The organism is Terrimonas alba (assembly GCF_042434975.1).
GTDB classification, from domain to species: domain Bacteria; phylum Bacteroidota; class Bacteroidia; order Chitinophagales; family Chitinophagaceae; genus Terrimonas_B; species Terrimonas_B alba.
This window is the reverse complement of sequence record NZ_JBHMQM010000004.1, coordinates 563,633-586,216: the sequence shown is the minus strand read 5'-3', so window position 1 is coordinate 586,216 and position 22,584 is coordinate 563,633. Positions and strand designations below refer to the sequence as shown.

15 protein-coding genes are annotated in these 22,584 nt (G+C 42.8%); 7 read left to right on the top strand and 8 right to left on the bottom strand.

The window, feature by feature from the left end; translation table 11 throughout:
* Window positions 1-76: 76 nt before the first annotated feature.
* Complete coding sequence (locus ACFEL9_RS14440; protein WP_385891282.1) at window positions 77-2,491, bottom strand: outer membrane beta-barrel protein; 2,415 nt, start codon at window positions 2,489-2,491, stop codon at window positions 77-79.
* 219 nt (window positions 2,492-2,710) lie between these two features.
* Window positions 2,711-3,745, bottom strand: coding sequence for a Holliday junction branch migration DNA helicase RuvB (gene ruvB, locus ACFEL9_RS14435; protein ID WP_385891279.1), 1,035 nt, complete (start codon window positions 3,743-3,745; stop codon window positions 2,711-2,713).
* Window positions 3,746-3,804: 59 nt separating this feature from the next.
* Here ruvB and ACFEL9_RS14430 point away from each other — a divergent pair, with 59 nt between their 5' ends.
* Entirely contained in the window at window positions 3,805-4,137 is a 333-nt protein-coding gene (locus ACFEL9_RS14430) for a hypothetical protein (RefSeq protein ID WP_385891276.1), read from the top strand.
* Between the two features lie 9 nt (window positions 4,138-4,146).
* On the opposite strand, the gene ACFEL9_RS14425 is transcribed toward ACFEL9_RS14430, so the two are convergent.
* A complete protein-coding gene (locus ACFEL9_RS14425; RefSeq protein WP_385891273.1) occupies window positions 4,147-4,902 on the bottom strand; it encodes a peptidoglycan DD-metalloendopeptidase family protein in 756 nt (251 codons plus the stop codon).
* A 161-nt stretch (window positions 4,903-5,063) separates the two neighbouring features.
* On the opposite strand from ACFEL9_RS14425, the gene ACFEL9_RS14420 reads away from it, so the two are divergent.
* Entirely contained in the window at window positions 5,064-6,107 is a 1,044-nt protein-coding gene (locus tag ACFEL9_RS14420; RefSeq protein ID WP_385891270.1) for a hypothetical protein, read from the top strand.
* Between the two features lie 124 nt (window positions 6,108-6,231).
* On the opposite strand, the gene ACFEL9_RS14415 is transcribed toward ACFEL9_RS14420, so the two are convergent.
* Together ACFEL9_RS14415 and ACFEL9_RS14410 are read right to left on the bottom strand one after the other, a co-directional pair.
* Window positions 6,232-6,708: a hypothetical protein gene (locus ACFEL9_RS14415; RefSeq protein WP_385891267.1), complete on the bottom strand. Its 477-nt coding sequence runs from the start codon at window positions 6,706-6,708 to the stop codon at window positions 6,232-6,234.
* Window positions 6,709-6,822: 114 nt separating this feature from the next.
* Entirely contained in the window at window positions 6,823-9,693 is a 2,871-nt protein-coding gene (locus ACFEL9_RS14410; protein WP_385891264.1) for a leucine--tRNA ligase, read from the bottom strand.
* 476 nt (window positions 9,694-10,169) lie between these two features.
* Here ACFEL9_RS14410 and ACFEL9_RS14405 point away from each other — a divergent pair, with 476 nt between their 5' ends.
* The 3 genes from ACFEL9_RS14405 to ACFEL9_RS14395 all read left to right on the top strand — a co-directional run bounded on the left by ACFEL9_RS14405 (window position 10,170) and on the right by ACFEL9_RS14395 (window position 12,378).
* Complete coding sequence (locus tag ACFEL9_RS14405; RefSeq protein WP_385891261.1) at window positions 10,170-11,042, top strand: cell division protein FtsX; 873 nt, start codon at window positions 10,170-10,172, stop codon at window positions 11,040-11,042.
* Window positions 11,043-11,204: 162 nt separating this feature from the next.
* Window positions 11,205-11,444, top strand: coding sequence for a DUF3098 domain-containing protein (locus ACFEL9_RS14400; RefSeq protein WP_385891259.1), 240 nt, complete (start codon window positions 11,205-11,207; stop codon window positions 11,442-11,444).
* Window positions 11,445-11,553: 109 nt separating this feature from the next.
* Window positions 11,554-12,378: an undecaprenyl-diphosphate phosphatase gene (locus ACFEL9_RS14395; RefSeq protein ID WP_385891256.1), complete on the top strand. Its 825-nt coding sequence runs from the start codon at window positions 11,554-11,556 to the stop codon at window positions 12,376-12,378.
* Window positions 12,379-12,659: 281 nt separating this feature from the next.
* Here ACFEL9_RS14395 and ACFEL9_RS14390 read toward each other — a convergent pair whose 3' ends face one another.
* The 3 genes from ACFEL9_RS14390 to ACFEL9_RS14380 form a co-directional block, all read right to left on the bottom strand.
* Complete coding sequence (locus ACFEL9_RS14390) at window positions 12,660-12,989, bottom strand: hypothetical protein (RefSeq protein WP_385891254.1); 330 nt, start codon at window positions 12,987-12,989, stop codon at window positions 12,660-12,662.
* Window positions 12,990-13,120: 131 nt separating this feature from the next.
* Window positions 13,121-18,802, bottom strand: a complete 5,682-nt coding sequence (locus ACFEL9_RS14385; RefSeq protein WP_385891252.1) for a beta strand repeat-containing protein — start codon at window positions 18,800-18,802, stop codon at window positions 13,121-13,123.
* 39 nt (window positions 18,803-18,841) lie between these two features.
* Window positions 18,842-19,366: a T9SS type A sorting domain-containing protein gene (locus ACFEL9_RS14380; protein ID WP_385891250.1), complete on the bottom strand. Its 525-nt coding sequence runs from the start codon at window positions 19,364-19,366 to the stop codon at window positions 18,842-18,844.
* Window positions 19,367-20,242: 876 nt separating this feature from the next.
* On the opposite strand from ACFEL9_RS14380, the gene ACFEL9_RS14375 reads away from it, so the two are divergent.
* Both ACFEL9_RS14375 and ACFEL9_RS14370 read left to right on the top strand, forming a co-directional pair.
* Window positions 20,243-21,685, top strand: coding sequence for an MFS transporter (locus ACFEL9_RS14375; protein WP_385891247.1), 1,443 nt, complete (start codon window positions 20,243-20,245; stop codon window positions 21,683-21,685).
* 11 nt (window positions 21,686-21,696) lie between these two features.
* Entirely contained in the window at window positions 21,697-22,560 is an 864-nt protein-coding gene (locus tag ACFEL9_RS14370) for an MBL fold metallo-hydrolase (protein ID WP_385891245.1), read from the top strand.
* Window positions 22,561-22,584: the final 24 nt, after the last annotated feature.

Sequence of the window (22,584 nt, the reverse complement as noted above, 5' to 3'; positions counted from 1 at the left end):
TTTTTGGGATTGAGGGGACAGCCGCTCAATCCCTTTTTATTTTAAGAACTAAAAGAATCTATCTCTTTCACTATTTTCAATTTGCTTCTTTCCCCATCAGGTCATCATTGGAGACGCCTTTTTTCTTTGACACTCTTTCCTGTAGTTTGCCAAAGTTGAAGGTAAAACCAAATGTAAATACCTGGCCCGGGTAGATGGATTTTGATTTTTTCCAAAACAAATCTTCGTTGACCTGGCTGGCAAAGATCTTTTCTTTCTCAAAAAAATTGAGTGCCGAAACAGTCAGGCTTAGTTTTTCTTTCATCATTTTATATGTAAGGCCTGTATTGTACCACACATTGCTATTTCTTACCGATTGAAAACTGACTGATGGCCGCCAATAGCTGACCCAGCCACTCATGATAAATCTTTTTGAGAAAGCATAACTCGTATTCATCGTGGCATAACCACTAAATCCTTCGTTGGGCGGCCTGCTTGCGTATTTGTTTCGTGCCCTGTTGTAAGTAAGGTTTGTATTTAGCGAAAAACTCCATTTAGGACTAAATCTTGTATTCAGGTTGGCATTCATGGCTACCCTTCTATCCTCGCCAAGGTTAGCGTTCGTATTGACAGTAACACCTGTCGTCGGATCAAAAAAAGAATAATAAACAATACTGCTATTGCTATAGCTGCCTGTAAATGTAATCCCCAGGAAAGTAGAGCCCATTTGAAAACGGTTTTGCATGGCGACACTATGTGAAGTCTGTGGATCCAGTTCAGGATTACCATAGGAAATATTCAGCGAGTCATTTGTATTGATAAAAGGATTCAGGTTCCAGATATAGGGACGCTGCAGCCGCTTATTATAGGATAGCACCAGGCTATATGCTTTGGATAGCTTCCAGGAAAATTGAACGTTGGGCAGAAAGCTAATATAATCCTGCTTCACCGTAGTTTTAGAAGTTACAAAATCTCCGTGTACCATGGTTTTTTCGACCCGCAGGCCAAATTTATAACTGCTTTTTTTCGTTTTTAAATTATAGATGCTGTAAGCACTGTAAACATCCTGTTCATAGTTAAAATAATCCGTATTCCTGGGCAATGGCTCATATGCCGCGGCGGCATCATATTTTACCAGGCTTTTAAAATCTGAACTGGCCCTTCGCATGACCAGCTTTGTACCTGCTTCCAGCCGGTGATTATTTTTAAATGGAAGGATGTAATCCATTTGTGCTATGAATTGTTCATTATCCGCATCATTGTTGTTAATAATATATCTTTTGCCCGAGTAACTATCCTGCACACTATGCATGGCCGATCCATCTTCTCCCCTGTCGGCACTCAGCCTGATGGAAAATTCTTTTTCTTTATTTTTTCTTCCTTTTGAAATAAAATCAAGACCGATATTTTCTCCGGGATAAACCGTATGATTGGTTTCATTGAGGCTTGCAGTAACCAGGGGGTCAGCCGGAAATTCCGTGGTTATATAGGTGTTCGAAAATGTTTTGTTATCGCTATCGTAACGCCCGGCATAGAGCGAAAAAGTGTTGACACTATCCGCTTCAAAAACCAATTCAGCATTTTCTGAAGTACCGTGGGAGTTGACAATCGTTTTTCCCTCCAGCGTTCTGCGGCTGTATACGCTTGCAGTAAAAGGAACAGTCTGGCTATAGGAACTGCTGGGCACTTTATCGCCATTATTAAGATAGTGAGAAAGACTAAGTCCCCATTTTCCTAATTTGACCGACAGGTTACCGCTATGATAATACTCCTGGTTGGTAGTGTAACTCGCAGTTACCGATCCATTATAGCCCTTTGTTTTTTTCTTTGTAATAATATTGATAATGCCGCCCACTCCTTCACCATCATACTTCGCAGAAGGGGATGTAATCACTTCAAGTTTTACGATAAGCGATCCCGGAAAACCTTTTAATGCATCTTTTACGTTTCGGGCAAACATGGATGTTTCTCTTCCATTCAGCAATACTTTAAAACTGCTTTGACCATTGACAGTAATATTATCCGAACCATCTACGGTTACAAAAGGTGTTTTTCTCAAAATATCCATCGCCGATTCTGTTTTCGCCAACGGATCATTTTCAACATTAAAAACCACTTTATCCTCTTCTACTTCTACCAGCGGCTTTTTGGATTCTACTGTCACGGCCTTGAGTTCGGTTCCTTTTCTTGCCAGTACTACCACCCCCAGTTCTGCCTGTTGATCAATAGTGATTATTACTTCCTGTTGTTTTGCTATAAACCCGGTATGTGTGATTTGCAGTAAATAGCTGCCGGTGTCTACTTTTGAAAAATTAAAATATCCTTTTTCATTGCTATATGTCGTCTGTAAAAATGTCTGCGGTTTTTGCAGGTATGCAAGCGTTACAGTAGCAAAAGCGATTGGTTGATCAAGACTATCTTTTGCAATGCCGTTGATGTTTCCTGTTTTTACCTGCGCATGGAGAGACAAGCAACATAAATAAATAACGATCAGGGTAAGTGTTCTTCTCATCTGCTAGTGTTTGATTCATTGACAGATGATTCCTCATAGCATAAGGATAATGACGGCCATATTTGCTACCTGCGTCAGTGACTTTTCATGATGCTGGAGATAAAGGATAAGTCACGGGTTTCTTTGAGGAAAATGGTTGTAGCTGTAAGAATTATGCTCTCAAACTTACAATCTATTTAGGAATAGTGAAAGGATTGGGCCGCCAATGTTTTACTTAGCCTAAGAAAATAAGGTACCGGCAGTGTTCATACCGGGATTTATCTTGCCGAGGTGTTGGTAGGCTTTTGCTGTTACCTCCCGGCCCCGCGGAGTTCGTTGCATAAACCCTTCCTGTATCAAAAAAGGTTCGTACACTTCTTCCAGGGTTCCGGCCTCCTCACCAACGGCGGTTGCTATCGTAGTGATACCAACGGGTCCTCCTTTAAATTTTTCGATAATGGCGAGCAGGATACGATTGTCCATATCATCTAATCCATATTCATCGACATTCAACGCTTTTAATGCATGTTGGGTAATGCCGAGATCAATTTCACCATCATTCAGCACCTGGGCAAAATCCCGTACCCGGCGAAGAAGGCCATTAGCAATACGGGGGGTGCCGCGACTTCTGCGGCCGATTTCTGCTACTGCATCGTTGGAAATGGTAGTTCCCAGGATTGCGGCCGACCTGTGAATGATCTTATTTAATGTTTCAGCAGAATAATATTCGAGTCGTGATTTAATGGCAAATCTTGATAACAACGGAGCCGTTAATAAACCACTTCTTGTAGTAGCACCGATCAACGTAAAAGGATTTAGGTTGATCTGTATGCTCCGTGCATTGGGGCCACTGTCGATCATAATATCAAGCCGAAAATCTTCCATGGCTGCATACAAATATTCTTCGACTACCGTACTGAGGCGGTGAATCTCATCAATAAATAAAACATCATTCGGCTCCAGGTTGGTAAGTAGCCCCGCCAGGTCGCCGGGCTTTTCAATAACCGGTCCCGAGGTCTCTTTGATATTCACTCCCAATTCATTGGCAACAATACGTGATAAAGTCGTCTTTCCCAAGCCAGGAGGACCATGGAACAATACATGATCCAGGGCCTCGCCTCTTATTTTAGCCGCCTTGATAAAAATTTGCAGGTTTTCGATAAGTTGTGGCTGCCCCGAAAACTCGTTGATATGTGCAGGCCGGATATTGTTTTCGAACTCCCGGTCGGCGGCATTTAAATTTTCTTTATCCTTACTCAGGTTGGGGTTTGCCATGCGGTAAAATTAACCCCTATCCCCTAAAGAGGAATTAAAAAAATAAAATTCCTGTTGTCTTGACACGCAACTTTGTTTCTGAAGGATTACTATTTTTGAAAATGAACTTTGAACAATTCAGGGAAAGTCTTTCACAAGTTTCCCCTCCTGCGGAACTATCAGTCTATCTTCGATCGCTTTGGTATGAAGGGAAGGGAGACTGGGAACAATCACACAACATCATCCAGGATATTGAAGATAAAAATGCGGCCTGGATTCATGCTTACCTGCACCGTAAAGAAGGTGATATTTGGAATGCCGACTACTGGTATTCTAAAGCAGGAAAAAAAAGACCGGCCCTTTCCTTAGACCAGGAATGGGAAAATATTGCCAGTACACTTATTGGACAATGACACATTTTTTTATAGATACTTGTTCATCTGTAAAATCAAATCCGGGTCAGGACAATTGCTCAACCATTTTTCTTTTTCTGAAAACTTGCAAACACCGGGGTAGTCTCCCTCCCAACCTTGCAAATCAGCAATGATTTGAAAATGTAAATGCGGCGGCCATTGGCCATTTTCATGTGGCAAGCCAAATTCTGCAAATATTTCCCCCTGTTTAATTAGTTCCCCTTCCCGTAAGTTTTTAATAGAATTTAAACTTAGATGTCCGTACAAGGTATAAAATGAAACACCCTTCAACTGGTGCGTTAAGATTATTGTAGTACCATAATCACCAAAGGAGTCATTGAAAGCAAAACTATGAACGATACCATTGCAAGGCGCCATCACGGCGGTATGAGGTTTGCCCCAAATATCTATTCCCAAATGCAGCCGGCGCGGTTCGGCCCCCTCTAAACCTGCCTGCCGACCAGGCAGGTCTCCTCCGCCAGGTGGCGGAGAGACTTCTGATGAGTTGAATAATTTGCTTCGGCTATATACGGTTCGATGCTCAGCATATCCCCCCATACCATATCTCGCATTAGCTGCCTGAAGTTTTTGATTGATCCATTGTGTAAACAGTCGGGTATCCTGTAAAATAGTTTCCGTTAATTCTGTATTAACTGCTGTAAAATCCAATGCCAGCAACTTGTCTTTGGAGGCAGAAAAAGGTACCACCGGTGAAAAGGCCGCAGCATTTTCCTGTAGTAAAATAAACAAGGGATTTGCCTGCATAAAATACGTGTAAAGATAAAATCTTACCTATGAAAAACTCGTCTATAACAAAAAGCTTCTTAATATTCCGTGAACTATTTACAGTTTGGCAAAAATGTTGGCTATTTTCAAAATATTATTTTTTCAAACAAGTTTCTATTCTTTCACCAAACCGTACCGCCTTGGAAAAACTAAAGTTCACCATCAGCTTGCTTCTTTTTTTTATTAGTGGAACTATTGTTACTAAAGCCCAAATGATAACCGGCGTATGGACAGGAAAAATCAACCGGCAAAAGGTAGAAGTGAAAATTGTACAGAAAGGTGGCAGTTTAACGGGCACTACTTATTATTATGAATCGCCCAATAATTACCGGCGATATAGTATCAAAGGATATTTTGATCCCGGCACAAATGAAGCAGTGTGGTGGGATGATCAGTTGATTGAAGAAAACGGCCGCGGATCTTCAGGAGGTAAAACACCTCTTTTATCAAGAGCAGATTTCAATTGCCCTGGTTATGGTCGTATGATGCTAGGAGGAAAGGCTTCCAAAGTGGATAATCAAAATGAACGGGCCGGTGAAGTGACCCTGGACAAAACAGATTGGTCAAACTTCACAGACGAATGGGACTTTGTGCTGGAAAATTTTACGGTGGGAGCCAATGACCCCGAGATCATTGACAGTGTTGACCTGATAGCAACGGCAAAAAAAACAATTGAAGATCAGCCTGTGAAACCCTTCAGGGAAGAAGAGCCCGTTATCTCAATACCTGAACCAACACTGACGCAAATTGAGTTTCCAAAACCGGAATCAACAATTACAGTTATGCCTGTTGAGCCAATCAAACCGTCGTCAGGCATCGAACAAAAATATACTGCCCGCAAAAAGGTCTTTGCTACCGAAATCCCTGTTAGCGGTGATTCTATAGAACTTCATTTTTATGACAACGCACAAATTGATGGAGACTCTATTTCTCTTTTCCTGAATGATAAACTAATTTTTGAACATATCCGGCTAACCGACAAAGCTTATTCAATAAAGCTGGCAGTCACGGAACTGAATTCCTCCAATGAACTCATTATGGTTGCAGAAAACCTTGGCTCTATTCCTCCTAATACATCTTATATGGTGGCGATTGTTGGTGACAAAAGATATGAGGCGAGACTTGAAAGCACGGAAGGAAGCAGTGCCCTGATACGATTGGTGAAACCAACGGATGAGCGATAACCTTCATTGATCTGTTAGCAAGTAGTCGAATCTTTTTTGTCGCTGTAAAAACAAGCGGCCCAAAGAACATTTGTTTAAAAACTGATGGGCTCTTTAGCAATTGGTGTTTTGTAGCCCTTCAACATTATACTTGTGCAGGCACAGGTGTTTCAAAAAGTTCTTTCACATCTATATTAACTGACTGAATCAATCTTTCGTCCAGCATGGCAGCGAATGCTTCAAAGTAAAGGATCACATCTTCCCGCACATTTTTCCTGAGCCAGCGAAATCCTCCGGGCAAATGCTCCAATACTTCCCGGTCCGTCAAACACTCGATATGACGGATATCCACTGGCGTTAAACCAGCTTGTTCCAATTTTGACATGACCAGGCTAACCGGGGAATTGGTAACACCGCAATATTCCTCTGCCAATTCAGTCCATTCGCCAACTCCTGTATGAGCATAACGCAGAATTTCTCCTTCAGTTAGTGGCGTAATCACCTGTAAAAGATTACCGCAATTGCAAGCGCCATGATGACCCCAACTATAGTTTGCACCATTACGAAGCCGGCGTGCCGTTTCTCTTAACGCTTCAATCAGCTCTATGGAAGGCTTTGCCATGTTGCAACAATTGCCCCCTTCCGACTTCCCCCTTCAGGGGAAGCCACCAAGACACAGCCCTGGCTTTTCGAAGAGGCTTGTTTGTGTGTACAATTTCTATTCCGAAAGTGTAGTTTACACTACCACGTTTACCATCTTACCTTTTACAAAAATGATCTTCTTTGGTTGCTTGCCTTCGAGCCATTTTTGTATCACTTCATTTTTCAAAACGATCTGTTCAATCTCCGGCTGGGCCGCTTCCAATGAGATATTCATCGTTGTACGCAATTTACCATTTACCGAGATTGGGTACTCTTTACTGCTTTCGATCAAATACTTCGGATCGTATAAAGGATAGCTTGCATCCAATATCGTTCCCTTGTTTCCCAGTTGTGACCATAATTCTTCAGCAATATGCGGGGCATAAGGGGTAAGCAGGATCAGCAACTTTTCCAACACTTCTTTCTTATGACATTTCAGATCTGTAAGTTCATTTACTGCGATCATAAAACCACTGACACCGGTATTGAAGCTGAAACGTTCGGTTACTTCCTCAATTTGTTTGATGGTTTTGTGCAACACTTTCAATTCAGCCTCTGTTGCTTTTTCTTCATTCCAAACTTTGCCTTTCAACTCATCGTAGAACAGGCGCCAGAGTTTTTTCAAAAAGCGGTGAACACCTTCAATCCCCTTGGTGTCCCAGGGTTTACTCATTTCTACAGGACCCAAAAACATTTCATACATGCGGAAAGTATCAGCACCGTATTTAAGCACCAAATCATCAGGGTTATCGACATTAAATTTTGATTTGGACATTTTTTCTGATTCTTCTTTCACATATATAAACTCTATTCCATTTTCTTTTTCCCATCTGATATCATAAATAGGCCTTTCTATCAGGCCTTCCTCGATTCTACTTTCGAATATTTTTCTAAATAGTCTACCATCATTTTCTACAAATTGATGCCCGTATTTCAGCCTAAGAAAAACGTTTGGTGGATTATTTCGATCATAAGACCCGACATATTGTTTTACTTTGTTTATGTCTTCATGATCTTCCATATAAACAGCAAAAAAATATGATCGCCCTGTAATCATTCCCTGATTCACCAATTTTTTATACGGCTCATCGTGACCGATATAACCCAGGTCATACAAAGCCTTTGTCCACATGCGGCTGTACAATAAATGGCCCACGGCATGTTCGGTGCCACCAATATATAGATCCACTTGCCCCCAGTAATCAGATACTTTGCGGTCGCAAAATGTTTTATCATTATGCGGATCCATGTAACGAAGAAAATACCAGCTGCTGCCTGCATAACCCGGCATGGTGTTCGTCTCCAATTCCCTTGCCACCCATTCGGGGATATTCGCCAATGGACCTTCGCCTTCTGGCCCGGGCTTATAACTTTCCACATGAGGCAATTCCAAGGGCAACTCTTTTTCATCCAGCGGATAAGCCATTCCGTTTTTCCATTGAATCGGAAAAGGCTCACCCCAGTATCGCTGGCGGCTAAAGGCCGCATCCCTCATTCTATAGTTGATCTTCCTTATCCCAATTCCCAATTCCTCAATCTTGTTTATCACTACTTCGATGGCATCACGCATCAGCATGCCATTGATAAACCCTGAGTTTTCCAGTTTTGCATCCTTGGTGGGATTGGCTTCTTCACCATTGTAGTGTGAACCAATAATGTTAGTGATCGGTATATTAAAATGCCTGGCAAACTTATGATCCCTTTCGTCGCCACAAGGCACCGCCATGATGGCTCCGGTTCCATATCCGGCCAATACGTACTCACTGATCCAAATGGGTATTTCTCTTTTATCGAATGGATTGATGGCATAGGCGCCGGTAAATACGCCGGTGATCTTCTTCTCTGCCTGTCTTTCCCTGTCACTTCGGCTTTTAACGTAGGTGATGTATTCTTCGACAGCAGTTGACTGTCCGGCGGACGCTATTTCATGGATCATCTCCAGTTCAGGAGCCACTACCATAAAGTCGACTCCGAAAATGGTATCAGGCCTTGTAGTATAGACCCGCATTTTTTTTACTGTTGCCTTTTCACTTTTTACCTCAAAATCCATCTCGGCACCTGATGACTTCCCGATCCAATTGCTTTGCATTTCCTTCATTGCCTCGCTGAAGTCGATGCGTTCCAAACCTTCGAGCAAGCGATCGGCATATTCCGTAATCCGCAAGTACCACTGGCGCAATTTCTTTTTTACTACGGGGTAGCCACCTCTTTCACTTACGCCATTCACTACTTCATCGTTCGCTAATACAGTTCCCAGGGCTTCACACCAATTCACTTCGCCATAGCCACAGTAGGCCAGGCGGTATTGCATGAGGATGTCCTGCTTAACCGGCTCATCGAAAGACTTCCATTCATCTGCGGTAAACTTGTTGCCTGTTACCAGTTCCCGGTTACCGGTAGCACTTCGACTGTCGCTCAGTGGTAACTGGTAACTGCTGTTTGGCATCGTGTGACCAGCATTACCTTCTTTTTCAAAAGCGCTAATCAATCTTTCAACAGGCTCCGCTTTATTTGTATTCCTGTTATAAAAGCTATTAAACAGTTGCAGAAAGATCCACTGGGTCCATTTATAATAATGCGGATCGCTGGTTCTTACTTCGCGGTCCCAATCAAAACAAAAGCCGATATTATCAAGCTGCTTGCGAAAATTGATGATGTTCGCATGGGTTGATACCGCAGGATGTATACCATGGTCGATGGCATATTGCTCCGCAGGCAGGCCAAATGCATCATAACCCATCGGGTGTAATACATTGAAACCTTTTAGTCTTTTATAGCGGGCATAAATATCACTGGCTATATAACCCAATGGATGACCGACATGCAAACCAGCACCGCTTGGATAAGGGAACATATCCAACACATAATACTTGGGTTTCGTGGACTCATTAGAAACTTTGTAAACTTTTGACTCTACCCACTTCTCCTGCCATTCTTTTTCAATTTTTCTGAAATCGTATTCCATAGCTATGCTTGATTCAATTTATATTCAACGTTCTGTTTATTTAACCCACCCCGGTCGTTTTACTTAGGTTTATCATTAGTTCGCCCCTCCGGAGGAGGGGATAAGTCTTTTAGAGTACTCTTTACCTTTTCTGCTCTTTTAAGTTCAATAAGCAGGGTCTCTATCCCCTCCTCCGGAGGGCAGCAACATCTACCATTCACAATCTCATCGAAAGGGTGGGTCGATGAACAAAAGAACCGAACGATGAAGAGTGCGACGCAACAGGCGATGCCAGTAGCACTATTGCCAACTCAACAAATCTTTAACAAATAACTTTTTATATACGGCAATATCAACCTGTTACAATCGTTTAATTGGGCAGCAAAAATACTGATTGTACCCTGAATCCGTTAATTTTGCCTGCCCCGGTTTCATTTGATCGAAACAATAAATGAAAGCGGAGCGGCAACCCATTCATTTCTAAAAAATTCGATACTATGGCTCAAACTGGAAAGGGCTACGGCAAACGTGGTAAACCCTCCTATTTTATGTCTATCTTGGGTGTAACACTTGTGTTATTTCTCCTCGGTATTATCGGCTGGCTGGTGATCAACGCAAATAAGCTTGGCAATTATTTTAAAGAAAACGTGGAAGTGGGCGCCTATCTCCGCGGCGACCTGAACCCCAAAGACAGTGCTGCACTGATGGAATATATTTCTGCAAAACCTTATGTAAGATCTATGGAGTTTGTGACCAAGGAGGCTGCGAAAAAGAAATACCTCGGCGATGGTAATGAAGACTGGGATAAGGTGCTTGAAGAAAACCCGCTACCCAACAGCATCAATTTTAAGGTAAAGCAGGAATACATGAATAGTGATTCGCTGGCTGCCATACAAACTGACCTGCAACAACAGACCTATATCAGTGAAGTAAGATACCCGAAAGCATTGGTTGACAATCTTAACAAGAATATTCAGCGTATCAGCGTCATTTTATTGGCGGTTGCCATTCTTCTTGCCCTGGTAGTGATTATCCTGATCGACAATACTATCAGGCTGGCCATGTTCAGCAATCGTTTCCTGATCAAAACCATGCAGATGGTAGGTGCTACCCGCTGGTTTATTGCCAAACCCATGAACATCAGGGCTATTATCAATGGCGCTTTAAGCGGCATTATTGCGATAGCTGCCGTTGTTTTGGTGATTTTTGGGGCGGAAAGGATTTTGCCTGAAATGAAAGCCATTCATGATAATACCACACTGGCCTTGCTTTTTGCCGGTCTTATTGTGTTAGGCATTTGCATCACCCTGTTCAGCACACACCGCAGTGTGTTGAAATACCTGAGAATGAAGCTGGATGATTTGTATTAAGCCCATCCCAGCCTTCCCGAAGGGAAAGAGCGCCAACTCACAAGCCTAAAAATTAGAAATCACATTACTATAATAAAGTCAATAACGCAGAGTCTTCAAAAGCCTCCCCGGGGAGGTTTGGAGGGGCTTTTTCCCTATATTGCGACACCAAATCGATAAAAAATGGCTGAAAACAAGACTACACCCTCTATTTTTTCAAAAGATAATTATATCTGGATGGGCATTGGCGCCCTGGTAATCACCATCGGGATGTTCCTGATGTCAGGTGGCAGCAGCAGCGACCCAACTGTCTTTAACAAAGATGAAGTGTATAGTACGACAAGGATCACCATAGCGCCTATCCTGATTTTGGCCGGGCTTGTTATCGAGATCTATGCTATTTTCAAAAAAACCAAAGCATAATAAAAAAATAATCGGACTGACCGATTTGAAAATTTGAAAGTTCATCAAGTTTTTAAATCGGTTTTTTATTTTTTAATTCGCCCTCTTATTCAAATTTTCAACCAAGTCAATGACCATTTTTGAAGCTATCATTATCGCTGTTGTGGAAGGGTTGACGGAGTTTCTGCCGATTTCTTCCACGGGCCACATGATCATTGCCAGCACTTTTTTAAGCATTCACAAGGAGGAGTTTACGAAACTATTTGAAGTAGCAATACAACTCGGGGCAATATTGGCCGTGGTTGTATTATACTGGAAAAAATTCTTTGACTTTAGCCGGTGGCAGTTTTATATCAAACTGATCATTGGGGTAGTACCTGCTTTGGTGTTGGGTTATATTTTTTCAGACCAGATAGATATCCTGCTCGAAAGCCCGATGATAGTTGCTATCACGATGTTGGCCGGAGGTCTTATTTTACTTTTTATAGACAAAGCATTCAACAAGCCCACCGTTGAATCAGATGATAAAATTACCTACGGCAAAGCTTTTATCACCGGCATCTGGCAAACCGTTGCTATGATCCCCGGGGTAAGCCGCAGCGCCGCTTCCATCATCGGTGGTATGCAGCAAAAATTCACCCGTAACCTCGCTGCAGAGTTTTCTTTTTTCCTGGCCGTACCTACCATGCTTGCCGCTACTGCCTATTCATTATTTATAAAAAAATGGGAGCAAACGGGTGTAGTAAAAAAAGGGTACGAAATCATAATCGCTTCAAAAGAAAACAGCACGGCATTTATAGTAGGAAATATCGTGGCCTTTGTAGTAGCCATTTTAGCGATCCGTTTTTTTATTACCTACCTGAAAGTTTATGGCTTTAAAGTATTTGGCTGGTACCGGATCATTGCCGGTATTATTTTGCTGATACTGCTGCTTACTGGCTTTATAGACAGATAAGCCGCTGAATCCTCCGTCGCAACCTTACTGTATTATAGTCCGGTAAATGGCTCCATCTAAGCTTACTCTTGTAACCCTATTTTCCGGGCATTCCCGCTATTACTTGATTAACGTGAGTTTGGGCCATGGTGAATGATTTGTGATGTGAAGCATTAATGGAAAAAGCACGAGGCGGACGCTGCTGCGGACGTCTCGTGCTTTTATCTATGAGTTGCCAATGAATTCCTGCGGAACGATTAGTAAACTTATTATCTGTGAAAGAGATCCAAAACCCATATTAATTATAACGATTTCTTTGGCGCTCTCATCACCTGTTGAGAAGGTTTTAAATTAGCTGGCACCTGGTTTGCTGCTGCCGGTGCGGAATTTGAAGCTGTGCCTGCGCCGGTATTTATATTCTGATCGGCTGGTCTTTGCGCCTGGTTTTCAGCCGGAGTTGATTGCCGAATTTTATTGATATAATTGTACCGTGCAGCTCTTTTTTCATTTACTTTTTTCATTTCTTCTTCAAATGTTACATCGCTTGCCTTTTTTTGCTGCGCATTAAGAGCTACAGTACCAGCAAGGATCATTGTAGTAAGAAGAAACCATATTTTGATCTGCTTTTTCATTAGTTTATTTTTTATTGTTTTTTACCCAAATGGAATCTTGCCTGTCGGCAGACAGGTTCGCCAAATAAACATCACGATTGGTGACAAGCATTATCATGGCCCATTTCATAAAAAATGATTGATAGTTAAAATTATTTTACGCTGACTAAAACTTTGATCTTTCCCGTTCCTTCACCGTTATAACCCTCCAATGCTTTTCCGATAATTTGCCCGGGTTTTACTTTATCAGGATCTGCTTTCATGGCAATGCCTTTGACAGAAGAAGTAACGATAAGGTCACCCCGTTTAATAGCACCACCTTCCAGGCAGACTTTTGTAGGAATCACACCAATCACACCCATTGGCACCATATCATCTAACCGGTTCTGTTCCGCATTTTTTTCTGTTAGCAGCAGCCCCGGTTTTGTTGCATATACACCTGCAACCAGTGTAGAATAGGCAGTCGACGATTTTTCCACGGTGCGGTCCGACGATTCGGAGATCACCAATACATCACCAGGCTCATATTCTTTTGCGTCACCTTCAACATCAAAATATTCCGCCACATCTGCTCCTCCGACCTGTGTTCCGCCGTTAAAAAATCCTTTACCGGTTTCATCAATCCGTGCCACATTCGCGCCATTTGCCATAAATACTGCAGGATTTCCCGCACCTGGTCCTTCAAGAGCGGCTACCAACGCATTACCGTTGACACGAAAACCACCAAAGCCATCAGGAACGTTAGCCATCGCCAGCACACCTGTTGCGCCATCTGCGTCACCGATGCCTTGTACACCACCAAATGTCCCGGTATTTCTGCCTACGACGGCTGCCGCAGTATTGCTGCCTGTCAGACCGACAATACCTTCACCGCCACCAAAATTATATCCCAACAGTCCGGCAGAAGTTGGACTATAAGTAATACCCCAAATACCGTGACCGTTTTCAGAAATAGCTGAAACACCGGTTCCGGTTCCTACATTATATGCGCTTAAGGCATCATATGAGCTCGAATAATTAGAAATATCAAAATACCCGGCTATATTGTTTGTGCTGGTTCCAAAAACTCCAACTCCATTGGTTGAATTTCCATACACGCCGTTTCCTGAAGTTGAAACGCCGTAGACGCCGTTGCCGGAACCATTGTGCGAGCCCCAGACACCCACGCCATTTACACCTGTTCCATTATTTATTCCGCGAAGACCAGCAGATGAGTTTCCTGCAGCAGCTGAAGATATTCTTCCGATAACGCCGATTGTGTTTGCACCTGTTGAGGTATTGTTACCTTCTAAAGCCGCACCGGCTCCCTGGTTTGATAACGCAAAAAGACTCGAAGCATTGGTGGCTGTGGCAGAATAAGGCAACGTAAGACCGGCATTATCAGCTGCAGGCGCCCATTGTGCGCCATTGTATTTTAATACCTGGCCGCTGGCTGGTGCAGTATTGCTGACTGTGACTCCTTGCAATTTATTTACCGATGGATTAGGATATGTTCCGGCTAAATCGCCGCCTGCGCTTCCATTCGGAGGCAGCGTTGTTGGTATGACACCGGCTGCAAGTTTTACGGAAGTAACAGATGCATCAATAATTTTTGATGTCGATACCGAATTGTCAGCAAGCTTTGCAGTTGTTATTACTCCTGTTCCAATAGTTGGATTAGGATAGGTTCCCGTAAGATCGCCTCCCGCTGCTCCATCTGGTGGTAATGATGTTGGAATAACTCCGGCTGCAAGCTTTGCTGAAGTAACAGATGCATCAACAATTTTCGACGTGCTGACAGAATTATCTGCAAGTTTCACAGAAGTCACCGAAGCATCAGCGATTTTCACTGTGGTGACAGCGTTATCGGCAAGTTTGCCATTGGTAACAGCTCCATTTGTAATAGTTGGGTTTGGATAGCTGCCTGTAAGATCGCCACCCGCTGTTCCGCTCGGTGGCAATGAGCTTGGTATAACGCCGGCTGCAAGCTTCGCTGAAGTGACAGATGCATCAATAATTTTTGATGTCGATACCGAATTATCTGCAAGCTTTGCAGTGGTTACCGCTCCGGATTCAATAGTTGGATTGGGATAAGTTCCCGCTAGATCACCGCCCGCAGTTCCGCTTGGTGGCAATGAGGTTGGAATAACCCCGGCCGCAAGTTTTGCTGATGTCACTGAAGCATCAACAATTTTCGACGTGCTGACAGAATTATCTGCAAGCTTCACAGAAGTCACCGAAGCGTCGGTGATTTTCACAGTTGTAACGGAGTTATCAGCAAGTTTGCCATTGGTTACAGCTCCATTTGTAATAGTAGGGCTTGGATAGCTGCCTGTTAGATCACCTCCCGCAGTTCCACTTGGTGGCAATGTTGTTGGAATAACCCCCACTGCAAGTTTTGCTGATGTCACCGAAGCATCAACAATTTTTGAAGTTGATACCGAATTATCGGCAAGCTTTGCACTTGTGACCGCTCCAGCCTCAATAGTTGGATTGGGATAAGTTCCCGTCAAATCACCACCTGCAGTTCCGTTGGGTGGCAATGAGGTTGGAATAACCCCGGCCGCAAGTTTTGCCGACGTCACAGAAGCATCAACAATTTTCGACGTGCTGACAGAATTATCTGCAAGCTTCACGGAAGTCACCGAAGCGTCGGTAATTTTCACAGTTGTGACAGAGTTATCGGCAAGTTTGCCATTGGTTACAGCTCCATTTGTAATGGTTGGGTTTGGATAGCTGCCTGTAAGGTCGCCACCCGCTGTTCCGCTCGGTGGTAGTGAGGTTGGAATAACCCCCGCTGCAAGCTTTGCTGACGTCACAGAAGCATCAACAATTTTTGAAGTTGTAACAGAGTTATCCGCAAGTTTTGCAGTTGTTATTACCCCTGCTCCAATAGTTGGATTCGGATAGGTTCCTGCTAACTCACCTCCTGCTGTTCCATCCGGTGGCAATGATGTTGGAATGACTCCGGCCGCAAGTTTTGCAGCAGTAACAGAAGCATCGATAATTTTTGAAGTCGATACGGAATTATCTGCAAGTTTATTTGTATTTACTGCGCCATCGGCAATTTTAGGAGTGATGACAGCACCGTTGGCAATTTTTGAGTTAGTTACTGACCCGGCACCAATATTGGGATTCGGATAAGTTCCTGAAAGATCACCACCAGCCGGACCCGTTGGACTACCGCCTGCAAAAACAACATCAGGGCCAAGCTTTGCCATCGTGATAGAACCATCTAATACTTTTGAAGTAGTCACTGCATTATCGGCAAGTTTAGCTGTCGTAATTGCATTGCTTGTAATTGTGGGATTTGGATATATCCCTGTAAGATCACCTCCCGCTGCTCCATCCGGAGGTAATGAAGTTGGAATGACTCCCGCTGCAAGTTTTGATGACGTCACTGAACCATCAGCAAGTTTTGTTGTCGTTACAGTCCCGGGGCCAATAACCGGATTTGGATAGCTGCCTGTAAGATCACCACCCGCTGTTCCGCTTGGTGGCAATGCTGTTGGAATGACCCCTGCTGCAAGTTTTGATGATGTCACTGAAGCATCAACAATTTTTGAAGTGCTAACAGAGTTATCAGCAAGTTTACCATTTGTAACAGCTCCGTTTGTAATTGTTGGATTTGGATATGTTCCTGTAAGATCACCTCCCGCTGCTCCATCCGGAGGTAATGAAGTTGGAATGACTCCCGCTGCAAGTTTGGCTGATGTCACCGAAGCATCAACAATTTTTGAAGTGCTGACAGAGTTATCAGCAAGTTTACCATTTGTAACAGCTCCGTTTGTAATTGTTGGATTTGGATATGTTCCTGTAAGATCGCCACCCGCTGTTCCGCTCGGAGGCAACGATGCTGGAATAACGCCGGCTGCAAGTTTTGCTGAAGTAACTGAAGCATCAACAATTTTTGAAGTGCTAACAGAATTATCTGCAAGCTTTGCAGTTGTTACTACTCCTGTTCCAATAGTTGGATTTGGATAACTACCTGTAAGATCACCTCCCGCTGTTCCGCTCGGAGGCAATGTCGTCGGAATAACTCCCGCTGCAAGTTTTACTGAAGTAACTGAAGCATCAGCGATCTTCAAAGTTGTTACAGCGTTATTGGCAAGTTTACTATTAGTTATAACTCCGTTGTTAATTGTTGGATTTGGATAACTACCTGTAAGATCACCACCCGCTGTTCCGCTCGGAGGCAATGTCGTCGGAATAACTCCCGCTGCAAGTTTCGCGGAAGTCACTGAAGCATCGGCGATCTTCACTGTCGTCACAGAGCTAGTGGCAAGTTTGCCATTGGTAACAGCTCCATTTGTAATTGTTGGATTTGGATAACTACCTGTAAGATCTCCACCTGCTGTTCCGCTTGGTGGTAATGCCGTTGGAATAACGCCGGCTGCAAGTTTCGCTGAAGTCACTGATGCATCGGCGATCTTCAAAGTTGTTACAGCGTTATTGGCAAGTTTACCATTAGTTATAACTCCATTGTTAATTGTTGGATTTGGATAGGAGCCTGTAAGATCGCCTCCCGCTGTTCCGCTTGGTGGCAATGTCGTTGGAATAACACCTGCCGCAAGTTTTGCGGAAGTAACTGAAGCATCAGCGATCTTCAAAGTTGTTACTGAGTTAGTGGCAAGTTTGCCATTGGTAACAGCTCCGTTTGTAATCGTTGGATTGGGATAAGTGCCTGTTAGATCACCACCCGCCGTTCCACTTGGAGGCAATGTTGTTGGAATAACCCCTGCTGCAAGTTTCGCTGAAGTCACTGAAGCATCAGCGATCTTCAAAGTTGTTACTGAGTTAGAGGCAAGTTTACCATTGGTTACTGCTCCATTTGTAATTGTTGGATTGGGATAATTACCTGTAAGATCGCCACCCGCTGTTCCGCTAGGCGGCAACGTCGTTGGAATAACACCTGCTGCAAGTTTCGCCGAGGTCACTGATGCATTGGCGATCTTCGTTGTGGTCACAGAATTATTGGCAAGTTTGCCATTTGTTATAATTCCAGTTTTAATTGTTGGGTTGGGATAAGTGCCTGTAAGATCACCGCCAGCTGCTCCGCCCGGAGGTAATGCTGTTGGAATGACACCGGCAGCAAGTTTTGCACTTGTTATGGATGCATCAGCGATTTTCGAAGTACCGACAGAATTGTCAGCAATCTTATCGCTGGTAATTGCCCCATTTGTAATGGTTGGGTTTGGATAGGTGCCGGTAAGGTCGCCGCCTGCTGTTCCGCTTGGAGGTAATGTTGTCGGAATAACTCCCGCTGCAAGCTTGGCTGAAGTCACAGAAGCGTCAGCAATTTTTGAAGTGCTGATGGAATTATCTGCCAGTTTATTTGTCTCCACTGCGCCATCTGCCAATTTTGAGCTGGTGACGGCGTTGGGTTTGATATCCGGATTGGGGTAAATGCCTGAAAGATCTCCGCCGGCCGAACCAGTCGGCGTACCACTGGCAGCATTTCCTGCAAACAGTGCATAAGGCACGGATAGCAGTTGCCCGGCGCCAAGATCAATAAAGTTCGATCCGCCTTCAGGATCAATTTCGACTTGCAGAAATTTTGCCGCTGAACTCCAGTTGATGCCCGCTATGGTACCCGTCACGTTAACTGCACCAGCACTTCCAATAGCTATACTAAACAGGCCCAGGTTGCTTGTAGTGACGTTTCTTACCTCCCGGTATACCACCGTTCCCGTTGCATTTCCATCACGTATAGACAAACGAATTGCAATGTTTTTACCTGGTATAACATTTCCAACCGCATTTCTTGCAATACCCTGGTAGTTGATCTGGTTGGGTACCTGTGCATTCAGGATCGAAGAATATAAGATCAGCAAAAAGAGTAAAATCTTTTTCATGCAGGTTGTTTTTGGTTCGTAAATAGATTGGATGGTTTATTATTCAATTTTTAAAATTTTATATGCTCCATGTTTTGATAAATATCCGGCGTCCCCCTCAAGATTTATCTGAAGCAGATAGCTTCCACTTGGCAAATTTGCCAGGGGAATACGATGTATAAGATCTACTCCATTACAAGTTATTTGCTGAGCGAAAACCTTCTTGCCAAGCATATCGTAAAACCCGAATGTGACCTGTCCTTTTTGCTTGGTAAAAAAATTTATTTCAATGAAACGGGATGCGGGGTTAGGAAAAATTTTGACCTCCTCTGCTGCAAACTGACCCTGCCCATAAAAAGTTCCGGGAAACAAAAGATAAGGCTGCAGAAACCCATTTGAAACCATCAATCGATCGCCTGATTGCATTTGGCTCACCAATGCCATTTCACCAATACTCCATTCAAATTGATAATAACCGTTTTTAGCTGTGCCGCCATTTACATTGATAACCGAGGAAGAAATGCTTTGAGCATTACAAATGGCGGAAATAAGAATTCCTACGATAATGGTGGTGGCATTTTTCATAGTAGTGGATTCAAATATTTAACTGATACATCCTGAATGTATCAGGACGAAAGTAAATAAATACTTATTGTTGTGAAAGGTAGCTTTCACTACACTTTCCTTTAGTATAATTCCTAATTAACAAGCGCCTAAACCTATATAGTTACTTAGTAAAAACAGTCTCAAAAATTACAAAACCGGAGAAACAGTGTTCACCGGACACTGAATTGAAACAGGCAAAATGATAACTCTTCTTGGCTAATTCTTTTATTGAGGTGCTGGTATGGGCATTCAATACCTCTGCATCTGATTGAAAGACGCTGCCAATATTTGCCGTTCTTACGGAAATTAGCGTAAGTAGCACGATTCCTTATCAACGGACTGAAGTCTCCCGCAAAATGCGGATTATAAGATGAATCGGGGCTACGCCTCTACACGGTAAAATTTCGGCAATTTATTGTAAGCTATTTTGTTCGCAGAGCCGTAGGCTCGGATCATTTTTTTAACAACTGGTTTTAACCAGTTGAAAGTAATCATGATCAGGAAGTGAGAGCCGTAGGCTCGATTCATATTTAGCACCTCAATAAAAGAATTAGCCCTCTTCTTGTTTCATTTAAGTTATTTGATTTAATAGCGATAGCTTCAGGAAAATGTATTGACCTTTTTATTTGTACCGGCTACTGTCTTACAGATTAATTTGGTCAAACCAAGGGTATGTTTTAAGCGCATCGGCAGCTTATGCAAAATAAAAAGCAATTCCATTAAGTCTCTCTCTCTGCTATCAAACCATCATCATTAAAATAATCTCCCTCAGTCCTTATCCCGTTTTGCAAAATGAACCTCCTGTTTATACAGCGTCATCTAAATCCCTATTTTTACCGAAAGCATTTTCTTGTTATGAAGACGGCTCCGAAAAAAGTAGTGAACGGATGGGCCATGTATGATTGGGCTAATTCTGTATACAATCTTGTTATCACTACAACCTTCTTTCCCATATATTTTATTGCGGTGACAAAAAATGATCAGGGACGTGACAAAATAAATTTCCTGGGACGGCAATTTGTCAACTCTTCTCTTTATGACTACATTTTAGCCACGGCCTATCTGTTGATTGCTGTTTCTTACCCTATTCTGACGTCTATTGCAGATACGAGAGGTAATAAGAAAAATTTTATGCAATTCTTTTGCTATATGGGTGCGCTGGGTTGCAGTTTGCTTTTCTTTTTTGATAAAACAAATCTCGGCTTCGGAGTGGTTTGTTTTATGATGGCGGCTATGGGTTATGTGGGAAGTCTGGTTTTTTACAATGCCTATTTACCTGAAATAGCCGCTCCGCCGGACCGTGACAGGATCAGCGCCAAAGGATTTGCTTTCGGTTACATAGGCAGTGTATTAATGCAGCTGATAGGTTTTTGTCTCGTTATATTCATGAAAGGACAGGAAGGAAAGGCCTCGCAGATCACATTTCTACTAGTTGGCATTTGGTGGGTAAGCTTTGCGCAAATCACTTTCAGGCGTTTGCCAAAAGCCGAAATAAGACAAGCCCAAAAAGGAAAGATCTTTAAAGATGGCTTTGCTGAAGTAAAAAAAGTTTTCAATGAGGTAAGACATTTACCCGTATTAAAAAGATTTCTTCGCGGTTTTTTCTTTTACAGCATGGGTGTGCAAACTGTCATGCTGGCCGCCACTTTATTTGGAAGCAAACTATTAAACCTTGAAGACAGCAAGCTGATCATTACAGTAGTGCTGATACAGTTGGTGGCCATTGCCGGTGCAATTGTTATGAGCCGGCTTTCAGCAAAGTTTGGCAATCTCAAAGTATTGATGGGCGTTATTGTTTTTTGGGTACTGGTTTGTCTCGCCGCTTATCGCACCGCTACTTCCGCCGAACCTCTACAGACAATGCATGAAAAAATCAATTTGCTAAAAAAGAAACAAGAGTCAATGATGGCCAGCAGCGACGCTATACAACTCGCATCAATTAATAATGAGATACAGCGGTTGGAAGAAGAACTGGAGCCCAGGCAGCAGCCGATAGAGTATAGTTTTTATGGATTGGCTTTAGCCGTTGGCCTTGTCATGGGCGGTATTCAATCACTGAGCCGGTCTACCTATTCTAAACTAATGCCGGAAACAAAAGACACCGCTTCCTACTTTAGCTACTATGACCTGACGGAAAAAATAGCTTTAGTGATTGGTATATTAAGTTTTGGCTATATCGAAGAGTTTACAGGAAGTATGAAAAATTCTGTTTTATCATTAATCATTTTCTTTGTACTCGGCTTTATCTGGCTTTATAGTGCTTTGACAAAACAAAAGCAAACATCCTTTGACAATTAATGGTTGCATCTATGAATCTTTACACAGTCAATACCGGCTATTTCAAATTAGATGGCGGGGCAATGTTTGGTGTTGTACCCAAAAGCATGTGGAACAAGATCAACCCGGCTGATGAAAACAACATGTGCTCATGGGCTCTTCGTTCGTTATTGATTGAAGACGGAAAAAGATTGATACTTGTAGATAATGGTATGGGTGATAAGCAAGATGCAAAATTTTTCGGCCATTATTATTTGCATGGTGATGATACACTGGATAAATCATTGGCACAATATGGTTTCAACCGCAATGATATTACCGATGTATTTCTTACTCACCTGCATTTCGATCATTGCGGCGGAAGCATTGTAAGAGAAGGTGAAAAATTAGTTCCAGCTTTTAAGAATGCTATATATTGGAGCAATGAAGAACATTGGAACTGGGCCGTAAAGCCCAATGAGAGGGAAAAAGCTTCATTTTTAAAGGAAAACATTCTACCCATCCAGGAAAGTGGTCAATTGAAATTTACTGAAACCGCTAAATCCAATGGGAGCCAGTTAGCCCAGGTTTCATTTACCGATAATTTCTCCATTCGATTTGTAAATGGTCATACACAGGCAATGATGCTGCCTCAGCTAAAGTATAACGGCAAAACAATTGTGTATATGGCTGACCTGCTTCCATCACAGGGACATATTCCTCTTCCTTACGTCATGGCTTATGATATGTTTCCATTGACCACATTGAATGAAAAAAAGGCTTTTTTGACTGAGGCCCTGGAGAATGATTACATATTATTTTTTGAGCATGATCCATTCTATGAATGTTGCAACCTGCAACAGACCGACAGAGGCATTCGCCCTAAAGATTTTTTTAAATTGGGAGAAATGATTTAAGCATCAATGATGCCGTAGCTTGAA